At 47.0% G+C, this 14090-nt stretch carries 15 protein-coding genes; 10 read left to right on the top strand and 5 right to left on the bottom strand.

Annotated features, from left to right (window positions below; translation table 11 throughout):
* Positions 1-3: 3 nt before the first annotated feature.
* The 7 genes from ytxJ to ADM98_RS04540 all read left to right on the top strand — a co-directional run bounded on the left by ytxJ (position 4) and on the right by ADM98_RS04540 (position 6704).
* Positions 4-330: a bacillithiol system redox-active protein YtxJ gene (gene ytxJ, locus ADM98_RS04570; protein WP_023466812.1), complete on the top strand. Its 327-nt coding sequence runs from the start codon at positions 4-6 to the stop codon at positions 328-330.
* A gap of 293 nt (positions 331-623) precedes the next feature.
* Positions 624-2159, top strand: a complete 1536-nt coding sequence (locus ADM98_RS04565) for a DHA2 family efflux MFS transporter permease subunit (RefSeq protein ID WP_023466811.1) — start codon at positions 624-626, stop codon at positions 2157-2159.
* A gap of 118 nt (positions 2160-2277) precedes the next feature.
* A complete protein-coding gene (locus ADM98_RS04560; RefSeq protein WP_023466810.1) occupies positions 2278-2574 on the top strand; it encodes a metal-sensitive transcriptional regulator in 297 nt (98 codons plus the stop codon).
* 13 nt (positions 2575-2587) lie between these two features.
* Positions 2588-4717, top strand: a complete 2130-nt coding sequence (locus ADM98_RS04555; protein ID WP_053452453.1) for a heavy metal translocating P-type ATPase — start codon at positions 2588-2590, stop codon at positions 4715-4717.
* Positions 4714-4920 carry a heavy-metal-associated domain-containing protein gene (locus ADM98_RS04550; RefSeq protein ID WP_023466808.1) on the top strand — a complete coding sequence of 69 codons (207 nt, stop codon included), beginning with the start codon at positions 4714-4716 and terminating at the stop codon, positions 4918-4920. The genes ADM98_RS04555 and ADM98_RS04550 overlap by 4 nt, the downstream gene beginning before the upstream one ends.
* Before the next feature lie 86 nt (positions 4921-5006).
* Entirely contained in the window at positions 5007-5231 is a 225-nt protein-coding gene (locus ADM98_RS04545; RefSeq protein WP_023466807.1) for a hypothetical protein, read from the top strand.
* A 171-nt stretch (positions 5232-5402) separates the two neighbouring features.
* Entirely contained in the window at positions 5403-6704 is a 1302-nt protein-coding gene (locus tag ADM98_RS04540) for a globin-coupled sensor protein (protein ID WP_023466806.1), read from the top strand.
* A gap of 56 nt (positions 6705-6760) precedes the next feature.
* On the opposite strand, the gene ADM98_RS04535 is transcribed toward ADM98_RS04540, so the two are convergent.
* Positions 6761-7369 carry a class F sortase gene (locus ADM98_RS04535; protein ID WP_053452452.1) on the bottom strand — a complete coding sequence of 203 codons (609 nt, stop codon included), beginning with the start codon at positions 7367-7369 and terminating at the stop codon, positions 6761-6763.
* Entirely contained in the window at positions 7341-8129 is a 789-nt protein-coding gene (locus ADM98_RS04530) for a DUF4397 domain-containing protein (protein WP_053452451.1), read from the bottom strand. Before ADM98_RS04530 ends, ADM98_RS04535 begins: the two co-directional genes overlap by 29 nt.
* Positions 8130-8349: 220 nt before the next feature.
* On the opposite strand from ADM98_RS04530, the gene ADM98_RS04525 reads away from it, so the two are divergent.
* Positions 8350-8808, top strand: a complete 459-nt coding sequence (locus tag ADM98_RS04525; RefSeq protein ID WP_023466803.1) for an Lrp/AsnC family transcriptional regulator — start codon at positions 8350-8352, stop codon at positions 8806-8808.
* A complete protein-coding gene (locus tag ADM98_RS04520) occupies positions 8808-9401 on the top strand; it encodes a LysE family translocator (protein ID WP_053452450.1) in 594 nt (197 codons plus the stop codon). The genes ADM98_RS04525 and ADM98_RS04520 overlap by 1 nt, the downstream gene beginning before the upstream one ends.
* A gap of 45 nt (positions 9402-9446) precedes the next feature.
* On the opposite strand, the gene speB is transcribed toward ADM98_RS04520, so the two are convergent.
* The 3 genes from speB to ADM98_RS04505 all read right to left on the bottom strand — a co-directional run bounded on the left by speB (position 9447) and on the right by ADM98_RS04505 (position 12092).
* Positions 9447-10319 carry an agmatinase gene (speB, locus tag ADM98_RS04515; protein ID WP_053452449.1) on the bottom strand — a complete coding sequence of 291 codons (873 nt, stop codon included), beginning with the start codon at positions 10317-10319 and terminating at the stop codon, positions 9447-9449.
* A gap of 114 nt (positions 10320-10433) precedes the next feature.
* Complete coding sequence (gene speE, locus ADM98_RS04510; protein WP_023466799.1) at positions 10434-11276, bottom strand: polyamine aminopropyltransferase; 843 nt, start codon at positions 11274-11276, stop codon at positions 10434-10436.
* 144 nt (positions 11277-11420) lie between these two features.
* Entirely contained in the window at positions 11421-12092 is a 672-nt protein-coding gene (locus tag ADM98_RS04505) for an NAD(P)H-dependent oxidoreductase (RefSeq protein WP_035399166.1), read from the bottom strand.
* A gap of 377 nt (positions 12093-12469) precedes the next feature.
* Between ADM98_RS04505 and ADM98_RS04500 the strand changes: the two genes are divergently transcribed.
* Positions 12470-14026, top strand: a complete 1557-nt coding sequence (locus ADM98_RS04500; protein WP_035399263.1) for a BCCT family transporter — start codon at positions 12470-12472, stop codon at positions 14024-14026.
* Positions 14027-14090 lie beyond the last annotated feature (64 nt).

The raw sequence follows: 14090 nt of genomic DNA, 5'->3' as shown, positions 1-14090 counted from the left end.
TACATGACACAACCACGTAAGCTGCAATCCATTTCTGATTTTGATCAATTTGCGTCCGAACACAACGCGTTCGTGATTTGCAAACACAGCACGACATGTCCGATTAGTGCCGCAGGATTCTCGGAGTATACGAAGTTTGCAGATGAAACGTCTGTTCCAACAGCATATCTTTTCGTCCAAGAAGCTCGGACCTTATCGAATCACATCGCCGAACATTACAGCGTTCGACACGAGTCACCACAAGTCTTATTCATTCAAGACGGTAAATCGGTCTGGACAGCCTCGCATTACGACATCACGAAAGATGCACTCGAAACGAACGTCCAGTAATGCTAGACTTCCGGCTGTTTCAAACTGAAGACCAAGCGCAATTTTTCTTTAACGAGAAGGATTGCGCTTTTTTGTTTACCACGAATCGTTATCCTAGGAAGCGATGTCGAGTGTACAACATGCTTCTTTCCTTGTTTACTTCACTAGAAAAACGCTTTCAATCTTACATAAAAAATAAAATTACCTTTCTTAGCTATTATTATTTGTAATTCGAACTAAATCGGATTAAGATAAACTACAGATAGAACGACCGTATAGAAATATGTACCGTTAGTTTAGTTAGGAGGATATTTATGCAACAAAGTGCAACTCACACAGCTCGAGCTCCTTACGGCATTCTCGCCGTTTTGATGATCGGGGCATTCATTGCTTTCTTAAATAATACGTTGCTCAACATCGCCCTGCCTTCGATCATGAAGGATCTTGCGATTGAACCATCAACTGCTCAATGGCTGTCAACTGGTTTCATGCTTGTCAACGGTGTCTTGATTCCGACATCTGCGTTCTTGATTCAAAAATATTCGGTTCGTCGCCTCTTCTTACTCGCGATGACGCTCTTCTCGGCTGGAACGATTCTTGCCGGCTTCGCAGAAGTCTTCCCTGTCTTGCTTGCAGGACGGATGATTCAAGCATCTGGTTCTGCGATCATGATGCCGTTACTGATGAACGTCATGCTCGTCAGTTTCCCGATTGAAAAACGTGGGACTGCGATGGGCTTCTTCGGATTAATCATGATGGGTGCCCCAGCAATCGGACCGACGTTGTCTGGTTGGATCATCGAGCACTATGATTGGCGGATGTTGTTCCACTTCATCACACCAATCGCCTTGATCGTGCTCGTTGCTGGTTTCTTCTTACTTCGTGACGTCAAGGAACGGTCTGCCACTCGGATCGATCTCGCTTCCGTGGCACTTTCGTCACTTGGTTTCGGTGGCTTACTGTATGGATTCAGCTCAGCTGGCTCTAAAGGTTGGGATAGCTTCCACGTCTATGGAGCTTTGATCGTCGGAGTCATCGCACTCGTGACATTCATTTACCGTCAGCTCCATATGGAACGTCCGATGCTCAACTTCAAGATTTATCGTTACCCGATGTTCGCCTTGTCTTCTGCCATCTCGATGGTCGTCACGATGGCGATGTTCTCGGGCATGTTATTGCTTCCGATCTATGTCCAGACGATTCGCGGTATCTCACCACTTGATGCGGGTCTCATGCTATTACCAGGTGCCATCTTGATGGCCGTCATGTCACCGATCAACGGGAAACTGTTTGATAAGATCGGTGGACGTCCTCTTGCGTTGACTGGTTTGTTCATCACAGTCGTTACCAGTTACTACTTCAGTCAGCTCGAGATGGATACGACGTATACGCATCTGATCGTCCTGTATTCGTTACGGATGTTCGGGATGTCAATGGTCATGATGCCAGTCTCGACGAACGGTTTAAACCAGTTACCAACGCGCTACTATCCACACGGAACAGCGATGAACAATACGTTGCAACAAGTATCCGGTGCGATCGGAACAGCCTTGCTCGTAACGATCATGTCGACGCATGCGAAGACACGTGGGACAGAACTCGCGGCTGAAGCGGCGAAGAACATGACGAGTCAACCGACAGCTGAAGCGGCTGCTGCTCTGAAACAGCAGATTACGATGCAAGCGACGCTTGACGGAATCAACTATGCGTTCTTCATCTCGACGTTCATCGCTGGTCTAGCATTCGTCCTTGCCTTCTTCATTAAACGGGCGACACAAGCCGAAGATATCATCAGCGATCAACGCTCATTGAACGAAACGATCGTCAAACCACAAGTTTCCAATCAGTAAGTGCAAAAGCAGTCGCCTCTCGCGACTGCTTTTTTATTTCTTAAGCTATATACTGGTACCCCCCATACCTATATGTTAGAGTAAAGATAACAACAAGATCACCAAAGGAGGCACGACTATGACACACGATCACCCCGTCGTTCCACGAACGAATGAAGAACAAGATGCGTTGATGAAGCGATTGAAGCGCATCGAAGGACAAGTCCGCGGGATTGCTAATATGGTCGCTGAAGATCGGTATTGTATCGACATTTTGACGCAAACGGCATCAATCCAAGCAGCTTTGCGGCAAGTCGAACTACAAATCATCGAACGCCACGTTAAGATGTGCATGCATGAAGTCGCCACCCGTCAAGATAGTACGGACGCTTACGTCGATGAATTGATGTCGGTCATCGCTCGATTGAAAAAGTAAGGAGGGTTTTCTGATGTCAAAAACGATTGAGTTTGATATTGAAGGCATGACGTGTGCCGCCTGCTCCGCCCGGATTGAAAAAGTCCTCAACCGGATGGACGGGGTTGAAGCAACGGTCAACTTGCCGCTTGAAACCGCTCGTGTTTCGATTTCTGATTCTTATGACGATCAAGCGATCATCGAAAAAATCCGAAAAATCGGCTACGGGGCAACGGTCAAACAAGCACCACACGCAACAAAATCGAATCGCCGGATGCTGTATCGCTTTATGATCGCGGCCATTCTATCGTTACCGTTGCTCGCGAGCATGCTGACGCATATTCCAAACAGTCCGTTCCACCTTCCATTCTTAATGAATCCGTGGCTACAGTTTGCTTTAGCGACACCGGTGCAATTCATCATCGGAGCGCCCTTCTATAGTGGGGCTTATAAAAGTTTACGGAGTGGGAGTGCCAACATGGATGTCCTCGTTGCACTCGGAACATCGGCAGCCTACTTTTATTCCGTTGCTGAAATGCTACTCGTCTCTGATATGCCGCATCTCTACTTTGAGACGAGTGCGATTCTGATTACACTCGTCTTACTCGGCAAGGTCCTCGAAGACCGTGCGAAACAACAGACGACGGGAGCAATTAAAAGCCTGCTCTCCCTACAAGCAAAGGAAGCCGTCATCTTAGAGGACGGACAGGAACGAACGGTCTCCATCGATGCAATTCAAACCGGGATGATCTTACTCGTAAAACCTGGGAATAAAATTCCGACAGATGGTATCATTCGCTCAGGCGACGCGTATCTCGATGAATCGATGTTGACCGGTGAATCTGCGCCTGTTCATAAAACGGTTGGGGCATCCGTCATTGGTGGTACGCTGAATACGAACGGATCTTTACAAGTCGAAGCGACAAAGATCGGACAAGCGACAGTTCTTTCACAAATCATTCGTGTCGTCGAACAAGCGCAGACTGAAAAGGCACCGATTCAACGACAAGCCGATCGGATTTCTGGTGTGTTCGTGCCGATCGTCGTTGCCATCGCGCTTCTGACGTTAGCCGCTTGGTGGATGATCAGTGGATCCTTTGCGGAAGCGATTCGTCCTGCCATCGCGGTGCTCGTCATCGCTTGTCCATGTGCACTCGGACTTGCGACACCGACTTCGATCATGGTCGGAACTGGAAAAGGGGCTGAACGAGGGATTCTCTTTAAAGGGGGCGCTCAACTCGAGAATCTTCAACATGTCGATGCTGTCGTCTTTGATAAGACCGGAACACTGACAGTCGGTCGCCCTGTCGTCGTCGAAACGTTCGGTACGGAGACAGCGCTCGATTTCGCTGCTGCGCTTGAACGGCAATCGGAACACCCTCTTGCTCGCGCCATCACAGCAGAACGGGATGTCGTCTTTGATATCGAACGGTTCCACGTCGAATCAGGACGTGGGATCACGGGACAAATCATGGGACATGATCTCATCGTCGGATCGGCGCGAATGATGCAGGAACGAAACATCATTCTTCCTGATTGGACATCACCTGGAGCGACTCTCGTATACGTCGCTGTCGATGGAGAAGTTGCAGCCGGATACGCCATCCGTGACGCGCTAAAAGATTCAGCGAAAGAAACGATCAAGCGGTTGCGCGAGACAAAAGAAGTATATCTCTTGACCGGTGATCGTCGTGAAGTCGCTGATCATTTAGCAACAGAACTGGGACTGGATCCAGCGTTCGTCTTTGCTGACGTTTTGCCGATTGAAAAGGCAGATGTCATTCAGTCACTTCAACAAACGAAACGTGTCGCGATGGTCGGAGACGGTATCAATGATGCCCCTGCTCTCGTAACAGCAGATGTCGGCATCGCGCTCGGTAGCGGAACGGACGTTGCCCTTGAAGCAGCCGACGTGACGCTACTTGGACACGACTTAAAACAAGTTTTACTTGCGATCGAGCTGAGTGAGCAGACGATGAAAAACATTCGTCAAAATCTCGTCTTTGCACTCGGTTATAACACGATTGGTATTCCGGTCGCCTTTCTCGGTCTGCTTGCCCCATGGCTTGCGGGTGCCGCGATGGCATTCAGCTCTGTCTCTGTCGTGACGAATGCGTTACGATTAAAACGTACCCCACTATCTGAAGGAGGAACATCATCATGAAAGAAACAACATTATCTGTTATCGGTATGACATGCAATCACTGTAAAGCAAGTGTCGAATCAGCTTTATCTGAAGTCGAAGGTGTACAACATGCTACTGTCTCACTCGAACAAAACCAGGTTACAGTCCAGCACGAGGATGTTCCTCGTGAACGTCTCGTCGATGCGATCGAAGAAATCGGCTACGATGTACCGACTGCTTAAATTTTCATGCCAAACTGCTTCTAACACGCAGTTTGGCTTTTTTATTTTTTGAAAAGCGGGAATGTACGGAGTAAGGAGGGGTTCGTATGGTACCGAAAATCGAATTCGTAGAACACTTCGACGACAACAAAGGAAAACGATTTAAAATCGAACTTTGGAATCTCGGAACCTTCACATTCAGTGCCGAGTCAGCTCGTGGACCTGTCACCCGTTTCACCTCCATTGACATTCAATTCGTTCAAGCTTGCGTTCAACGAATGCGCTCGATCGTGGACGCTAAAAAAGCATTTCAGGAAGACCAACCAGTCTAATCCTGTTCTTTTTCCATTCTCCTCATGGCGCTTGCCATGAGTTTTTTTGTTTCCGGTCAATGTTTTTCAATATTTTTGTCTTTTTTTCGAAAACCAGTATCGCTTCGGCAAGATGAACCGATAAGAAACAGACATCATTTTATTCACATCTTGAGTATTGGAGGCAACTACGTGCGTAATCCTTTTAAAAGTAAGACTACTTCGGCTTATCAAGCTACCATCGGCTTTCCTGATTCCCGTCTCATTACGAAGACGGCAGATCCTGATCTCACATCCCGTCTCGTATACATGGGGTATACAGAAGAACAGCTACAGACACTTAAATCGATGGCACCTGTCGTTCAAGGCATCTTAGATGAGGTTCTTGAACAGGTCCTCGATCATCTTCTATTAAATCCTGAGATGGCAACCATCGCAAAACAATCGTCGACACGCGAACGACTGAAGAAAGTCTTTGCTGACTACTTCACGAGTCTACTGACAGGAAATATGAACGAGTCATTCCTCGCGATGCGTACGCGAATGGGACAGACACATAAACACAACTTCGTTCCCGTCACTTGGTTCATCGCTTCGTATGCTGCGTTTCAGACGTTGTTGATTCCAAAAATCGTCGAACACTATCAGCATGACCCAGCACAACTGACAACAGCTGTGCTTGCATTGACTCACGCAATGAACTTAGACGCTCAGATCGTGACGAGCCAGTACGTCGATTCTCGCTTGAATGAAGTGACGACGGCGAACGAGTCACGCCGTCAACTTTTGACGGACGTCGTTCGTGTCAGTCAAGAAGTCGCAAGCTCAGTTGAGCACACGGATCATGCCATCATCGAGACGAGCCGACGTGCTTCACAAGTATTAGCAGAAACAGCTCAGACGGAGCAGACAAGCCAGCAACTCGTTCAAATGACGATTGCTAACGAACGACAGATGCAACAGATGGAGCAACAATTCGCTCAATCGACACAACAAGTTGGTACTTCGCTTGAAAGCATCCATGAATTGAAGACGACATCGGATGAGATCGTCCAGATGACGCAAAGCATCGAAGCGATCGCCAATCAGACGAACTTACTCGCGTTGAATGCTTCGATTGAAGCAGCACGTGCCGGTGAACACGGTAAAGGATTTGCTGTCGTCGCGACGGAAGTTCGAAACCTTGCCGAGAATGCGAAATCGTTGAGTAGCAGTATCAACGGTCTGATTCAAAAGAACAATGGTAATATCACACAACTCGTTTCTCAGATGGAAGACATTACACGTGCCAACACCGCATCTCAGCAAGAATTGCAACAAGTTAAACAAGGAATTCAAACCGTTAAGAGTGAAATGGAGAATTCCCTCACCTTGTTTGGACGCAACAAAGAAAACCTCGGGCAAATCGTCGAGACGATCCAAGGTCTCAGTAAGACGACACAAGGCTTGACGACACTGACGACGGATCTTGTCGCTGCTTCCGAAACACATTAAAAAATAGGCAATTCTTATTCTCGGTTTTAACCGAAATAAGAATTGCCTATTTTACTTTACTCGTCTTGTTCTGCTGTGACGACAAGACGCTGATCGTATCCTTTTGATTCTGAAAACGTACCTATACATGAAATGAGCGTCAGTTTATTCATGACGGTTGCACCGAAGATTGATCCGACAGGTGCTTCATCGACAGGATAGGACATGACGTTCGTCACCACGTACGATACCTGTTGTCCTGTTTTTCCCGTCACTTCAATCCGTTGCCCTTTTTTAATCTTGGCTAAATCATAAAAAACAGCGGGACCTTCTTGATCATCCAAATGTCCGGCTAGCACGACATTTCCGGTTTGTCCGGCCTTTGCTCCGTATTTATACCAAGCGACCTGATCGGTCTGTTTCGGAACATCCATCCGTCCTTGTTTATCCTTCCCGACGACTTCGATGTTCGCTTTCACATCGAGCGTCGGAATTGTAATACGCGTTGGTATGAACGCCTCTTCGTCCACCTTTTCGGATGGCGTGGACGAAGAAGACGTCGTTGTTTCGGTTTGTTTTGGTTTTTCCGGCTTTGTAGCATCTGGAGGTGATCCCGATTGACATCCGGCTAATACGAGTAAGAGAAGAAGACTACTCTTAAGCGTTTTGTTTACGACGGACGACATACGCTGTTCCTACTAACAAGGCAGCTGCTGCTGCGACTGCCCATGGTGTAGCAGAAGCCGTATCAGATGAACCACCAAGTCCTGTTTCTGGCATTGATGCCATTTCACCACCGTCTGGGATCAAGAGGACTTCAAATGCTGGTTCGCCTTCAAGTAAGCCGATTGCGAGTGCTGTATAGTTTTTGCCACTGTCGAGTTTGACACCATCCAGTGCTTTGACGACATCCGTTGCGCCTGCAGGACGGACTTCAAGGTCATACGTACCTGCATCGAGTGTACCGTAGTCAGAGACTTTTGAGAATTCAAGGTTACTGAAGAGTGGGTCTCCACCTTTTGGTGCGACATCAACAGCTGGCGCATCTGGTGCAAAGTGTGCGACACGAACCATTGATTTTCCATCTTCGCCTTTACCATTGTCTTCCATGACCGCGAGTTTGATATCAGCTAATTTGCCGATTGCTGCGACCGAATAGAATTTACCAGCTTCTACGTTGAGTGTTTGAGAGAGCACAGGATTTTTCGTAGTTCCTGCAGCGAATACTTCTACTTTATGTTCGCCAGCTGGTAGTGTGAGATAATCTGTGACATCTTTGAATTTTGCTCCTGATACCGCTTTTTTGCCATCGACCGCGATATCGACTGCCGGAGCATCTGGTGAAGCATGAATGACACGAACCATTGCGTCATCCGCTGCGCCTACTGGTAGCACGAATAGTGCAAACAGCAACGTAGCGGTCACAAACGATAAGAGTTTCTTCATCTTTTTTCCACCTTTCTGATTGTCAAATGTACATCGCTCTCAAACCAATGTTCTTACACTTCAGAACATTTCCTTCGTGGTGACATCTTAAACTTAAGATACTGCCGTAAATGTGTAAAGATTTCAGTGTGCTATGAACTTGTTCTACAAACACATTGACTTTTTCTTTCTTTTCGAAATAAAATATCTTAAATAACAATAGAAAAGAAGGTTAAAACCTATGGATTCCTACGATTTAAAAATTATTACTTTTTTGAAAAGGGATGCCCGGATGAAATGGTCAACACTTGCACAACACATCGGCTTATCGGCACCGGCTGTTGCAGAGCGCGTCGCACGCTTACAAGAGCAAGGTATCATCCGTCAGTTGACGACGGTTCTAGACCCCTCCTCCTTTGACTATCGTCTTGCTGCATTCGTCGCTGTTTCACTCGAGCGACCGGAACATCGAGCGCCATTTCTAAAACGGATTCAAGAACTTGAGTATGTACTGGAATGCCATCACGTCGCCGGGGACGATGATTACCTACTTAAAATCCGTTGTCGGGATACAGAACAACTTGATGAAATCATCACCTACCACATCAAAGAATTAGCAGGTATCCTGCGGACGAAAACGACGATCATCATGCGAACGGAAAAGGAGTCGCTTCATTTTCCGTTACCCGAGGTCGACTGATGTTTACGACTGGTTTTGGAATCGGGTTTGCCTTAGCCGCCCCCGTCGGTCCGATTGGCCTCTTATGCATGCAACGAACTCTTCGACATGGACGAATTTCCGGAATTGTTTCCGGACTCGGAGCCGCAACGGCAGACTTTACTTATGGATTGCTTGCCTTATCTGGTTTTTCACTCGTCCAATCTTTACTCACCCAAGCATCCTGGATGCAACTGATTGGCAGTCTGTTTTTGTGTTACATCGGCTGGTCGATGTTTCAAGCTTCTTCGACCGCCTCAATTTCCGATACAGTCTCGTCACGGTTAAGTAACTATCTATCCGTCTTACTCCTGACGTTCTTGAACCCCATGACGATCACGCTATTCCTGGCGTTGTTCGCACGATTTAAATTGACGATGACGAACGGACAGGATGCCTTTTTGTTTCTAATCGGTATTTTTCTCGGTTCTGCCACTTGGTGGGTCATCTTGGCGAACATCACACACCTGCTCAAGCACCAGCTTGCGACACCCACTTTACGTATCATCCAGTGGACGTCTGCCAGTCTAATCATCGGATTCGGTGCGTTCGGGATCATTCAATTCTTCCTCTAAACAAAACAAAAGAGACCGACATCACGTCCGGTCTCTTTTGCTTTTTCATTTAATGAATCCAATCATCATTTCGCGTAATACTTTCGCTGCCGCGATCGCTGTCATGTCGGATTGATCGTACGCTGGGCATACTTCTACCAAATCCGCGCCGATGACGTCGACGTCTGCTCGTGCGATCATATGAACGACTTCAAGTAGTTCCTTCGTTGTCACTCCACCGATTTCTTGTGTACCTGTCCCTGGTGCTGCTGACGGATCGAGAACATCGATATCGATCGTGACATAGACCTTTTTACCGGAAAGTGTCGGAAGAACTTGACGAAGCGGCTCGACGATCTCGTATTTGAAGAGGTTGTAGCCTGACGTTTTCGCCCATTCGAACTCTTCTTTCATACCTGAACGAATTCCGAATGAATAGCAGTTCTCTGGTCCGATCAAGTTTGCGATTTTCTTAAGTGGCGTCGAGTGCGACAATGGCTCTCCTTCATACTCATCGCGTAAGTCCGTATGCGCATCAAAGTGAAGCACGACGAAATCATCGTAGTGTTTATCGAACGCTTTGACGACTGGCCACGTGACTAAATGTTCGCCACCCATACCGAGCGGGAACTTGCCTGCTGTCAGTAACGAATCGACGTAATCTTCAATCATATCAAGTGATTTTTGAGCATTCCCGAATGGTAACGGGATATCTCCCGCGTCAAACAACTTCGCGTCGGCGATGTCACCATCTAAGTACGGGCTATATTCTTCTAAACCAAGAGATACTTCACGGATACGTGCCGGACCAAATCGTGAACCCGGACGGAAACTGACCGTCCAGTCCATCGGCATGCCGTATAAAATTCCTTTTGCATCTTCGTGAGTCGGTTGACTAGCGATAAAGACTTTTCCTGAATATGCTTCATCAAAACGCATGATCCATTCCCCCTGTTCATTTGCCGTTTGCTGATACAAACGTCTGTTTACCTGACAACAGAGCGATTTCGAAGATCGAAACCGCTCTGTTCATGTGTGCTATAGTGACTGAGCTCAGCCGTTCGTCAAATCTTTAACGAATTTCGGAAGTGCGAAAGCTGCCGTGTGAAGCTCAGGCGTGTAATACTTCGTGTCGATCTCGTGGAAACGCTCTGGTGCAACAGCAAGCGGATCGTGTTTCTTTGATCCGATCGTGAACGTCCAAAGACCACTTGGGTACGTCGGAACGTTAGCGATGTAGAGCTTCGTGATTGGGAAGATTTCTTTAACATCACGTTGGACATCACGGATCAAGTCTGGTGTGAACCATGGGTTATCCGATTGTGCGACGAAAATACCGTCTTCTTTCAATGCTTTTGAAATACCAGAGTAGAAGCCTTTCGTGAACAAGTTGACCGCTGGACCAACTGGTTCAGTCGAGTCGACCATGATGACATCATACTCGTTTTCTGCTTCTGCGATATGCATGAATCCATCCCCAACGATGACTTCGACGCGTGCATCGTCCAATCCACCTGCAATGTTCGGGAGGTATTTTTTCGAATACTCGATGACTTTTCCGTCGATTTCAACTAAAACAGCTTTTTCGACGGACGGGTGTTTCAAGACTTCACGGATGACTCCGCCGTCTCCTCCACCAACGACCAGAACCGATTTTGGATTCGGGTGTGTGAACAACGGGACGTGCGCGACCATCTCGTGGTAAACGAACTCGTCCTTATCTGTCGTCATGACCATTCCGTCAAGTAACAACATCGTACCGAACTCGTCCGTTTCAACCATCTCTAGGCGTTGAAACTCCGTTTGTTCGCTCTCATAAACGTGGTTGACACGGAATGTGATACCGTAATCTTCCGTTTGGTGTTCCGTGAACCATAACTTTAATTTTTGTTCCATTTGCGATAGAACCCCTTTCTTTCATCAAGACAAAAGTTGTTCGTATGCGAGTGGCGTTTACGGCGCTTCTTAATCATACAAATGCGAGTATACCGAATTTCGAAAGAAACTTCTATATAATTCGAAAATTTTTGTCTTCTGTCTTTACTCGACGAACGTCACGATTTCATCAAGTGGACGACGTTGCTTATCACGTTTTGGTTCGTCTGCCCGGTAACCGAATGCGACCATGACCGGCACCGTGAAAACAGAACGATCGAGCAGTCCACGATCGACGAGTAATTGCTCGACGGCTTGCTGGTCGAATCCTTCGATTGGACATGAATCGATACCGATTTGTGCTGCCGTCGACATCATGTTTCCGAGTGCGATATAGGCTTGTTTTGCTGCCCAGTCTTCCATCGCTTTTGGGTTATCACCAATCGCGAAATCCTCCTCTAAAAACAGACCATAACGCTTCGTCCGTCCGGCCTTTGCTTCTTCGGATAGACCAAGGAAATCCATCATCTGCGTGACATGTGGACCATTTGCCTGCATTTGTTCTCCTGTCCGGGCGAGGAACAAGACGAAGTGACTCGCTGTCGGCAATTGTCCTTGTGCGCCCCAAGAGATTTCTTTTAATGCGTCTCGGATTTCTGGATTTTGAATGACGAGCATATTCCATGGCTCATATCCGAACGAGCTCGGTGACAGACGCGCCGTTTCTAAAATGAACCGAAAATCGTCTTCTGGGATCATTTGACCATTAAATGTCTTGGTCGCATGACGAGATTGAAATGCTTCGAGAATCGCTTGTTTTTGTTGTTGTTTTTCCATTGGAAATGCCTCCTTCAAAATGATGACTGCTTTTGTTATATCAAATCTGATTTCAGACCGCCTCTGATTTGCTCACATCAAGCTTTACGTTAGTTTTAAGACGAAACGGGAAATAATAGTATTAACGTTTTCCTTTTTTTATTTCCACATTATTTTAAAAACGCTTGATTGCAATCTTTTTTGCTTATCCTTCCATGAAAAACATTGATCTCTTTATTCTCATTTCCCGGTCGATTTGCTTTTCCACACAAATGTTTGTTACGGTAGTACCCTGCGTGATTAGGTTTTGTTATCGGATCGACGGGGTAATGATAATGTCGTTGCCATCATTTGATACAGAACAACTATGTAAAATTCGAAAGAAGGTGTTGAACACGATGGAAAATAATCGAAAAAGTAAGATCACAAAAGTCTTTATGGTATCCGTCATTTTCTGTGTGCTCTTTACCATATGGGGAATCTTACCGGAATCCCTAATCGGTGCAGCTAGTCTCGGAAATGTCACAGCTAAAGCACAATCCTTTGTTTCTAACGGATTTGGCTGGCTATATCTTCTCGGCATGAGTGCTTTTTTAATCATTGCTATCTTTTTAATCTTTTCCCGCTTCGGTTCGATTCGACTCGGTAAGGATTCGGACCGTCCTGAATATGGTCTCATTTCTTGGTTTGCTATGCTCTTCAGTGCTGGTATGGGAATCGGGCTTGTCTTCTGGGGTGTCTCAGAGCCATTGACGCACTTTCATACACCGCCAGTCGCAACAGATGATCCAACGGAAGCAGCACGCCTCGCGATGCGCTATTCATTCTTCCACTGGGGATTACATCCTTGGGCATTATACGCGATCGTCGCGCTTGCTATCGCTTACTCGACATTCCGAAAAGGACGTCCAGCTACGATTGGTGACACTGTCGCTTCATTGATGAAGCCTCGGTATGCTTCTGCCGGTAAAGGTACCGTCGAAGTACTCGCCATCGTCGCAACAGCATTTGGTGTCGCGACGTCGCTCGGTCTCGGTGCACAACAAATCTCAGGTGGATTGAACTTCCTAACGAGTAGTATTCCTAACTCCTTCCTGACACAAATGATCATCATTGTCGTTGTGTCTGTCCTTTACATGATGAGTGCGGCATCCGGACTCGATAAAGGAATCGTTCGTCTCAGTAACGCCAACATCGTCCTCGCCGTTCTGTTGATGATCGGCGTCCTGTTCCTCGGACCGTTCAGTTTCATCATGGACCTTTTCGTGCAAACAACAGGTGCTTATTTGCAAAACTTACCGGTCATGAGTTTCCGGGCATCTGCCTTTAATCCAGACGAACGAGGCTGGATCAACGATTGGACGATCTTCTACTGGGCATGGTGGATTTCCTGGTCACCATTCGTCGGTACGTTCATCGCCCGTGTCTCGAAAGGACGGACGATTCGTGAGTTCGTCATCGGGATTATGCTCGTCCCAACGATCTTTGGTCTCCTTTGGTTCTCTGTCTTCGGTGGATCAGCGATTTGGAACGAATTGTTCCAAAATGTCGATCTGATCTCGACGGTCAACGATAAAGGAGTCGAAACCGGTATGTTTGCTCTATTTGAAACATTCGGTGGCTTAGGCACGTTCCTTAGCATCGTCGCTGTCTTCTTGATTACGACGTTCTTCATTACTTCGGCTGACTCCGCGACATATGTTCTCGGTATGCTATCGTCTGGTGGTAGTCTCATGCCAAGCTTACGCATCAAGCTTGCTTGGGGTATCATCCAGTCTTCAATCGCCGCCGTCTTACTTTATGCCGGAGGATTGAGTGCCCTACAGGCAGCAGCTGTTCTAGCCGCCTTCCCGTTCATCTTCGTCGTCGGAATGATGGTCATCGCCCTGTTCAAAGATTTATCGGAAGAACCCGATGCGCAAAAAGAAGTCACAGACTTAAAACAAGATGCCTAAATCGTTTTGAATTCCTCCTTCCGTCGCATACGGAAGGAGGTCTTTTTTGTTATCCTGAATTATG

The organism is Exiguobacterium sp. BMC-KP, assembly GCF_001275385.1.
Taxonomy (GTDB): domain Bacteria; phylum Bacillota; class Bacilli; order Exiguobacteriales; family Exiguobacteriaceae; genus Exiguobacterium_A.
This window is presented reverse-complemented; position numbering and strand designations above follow the sequence as displayed.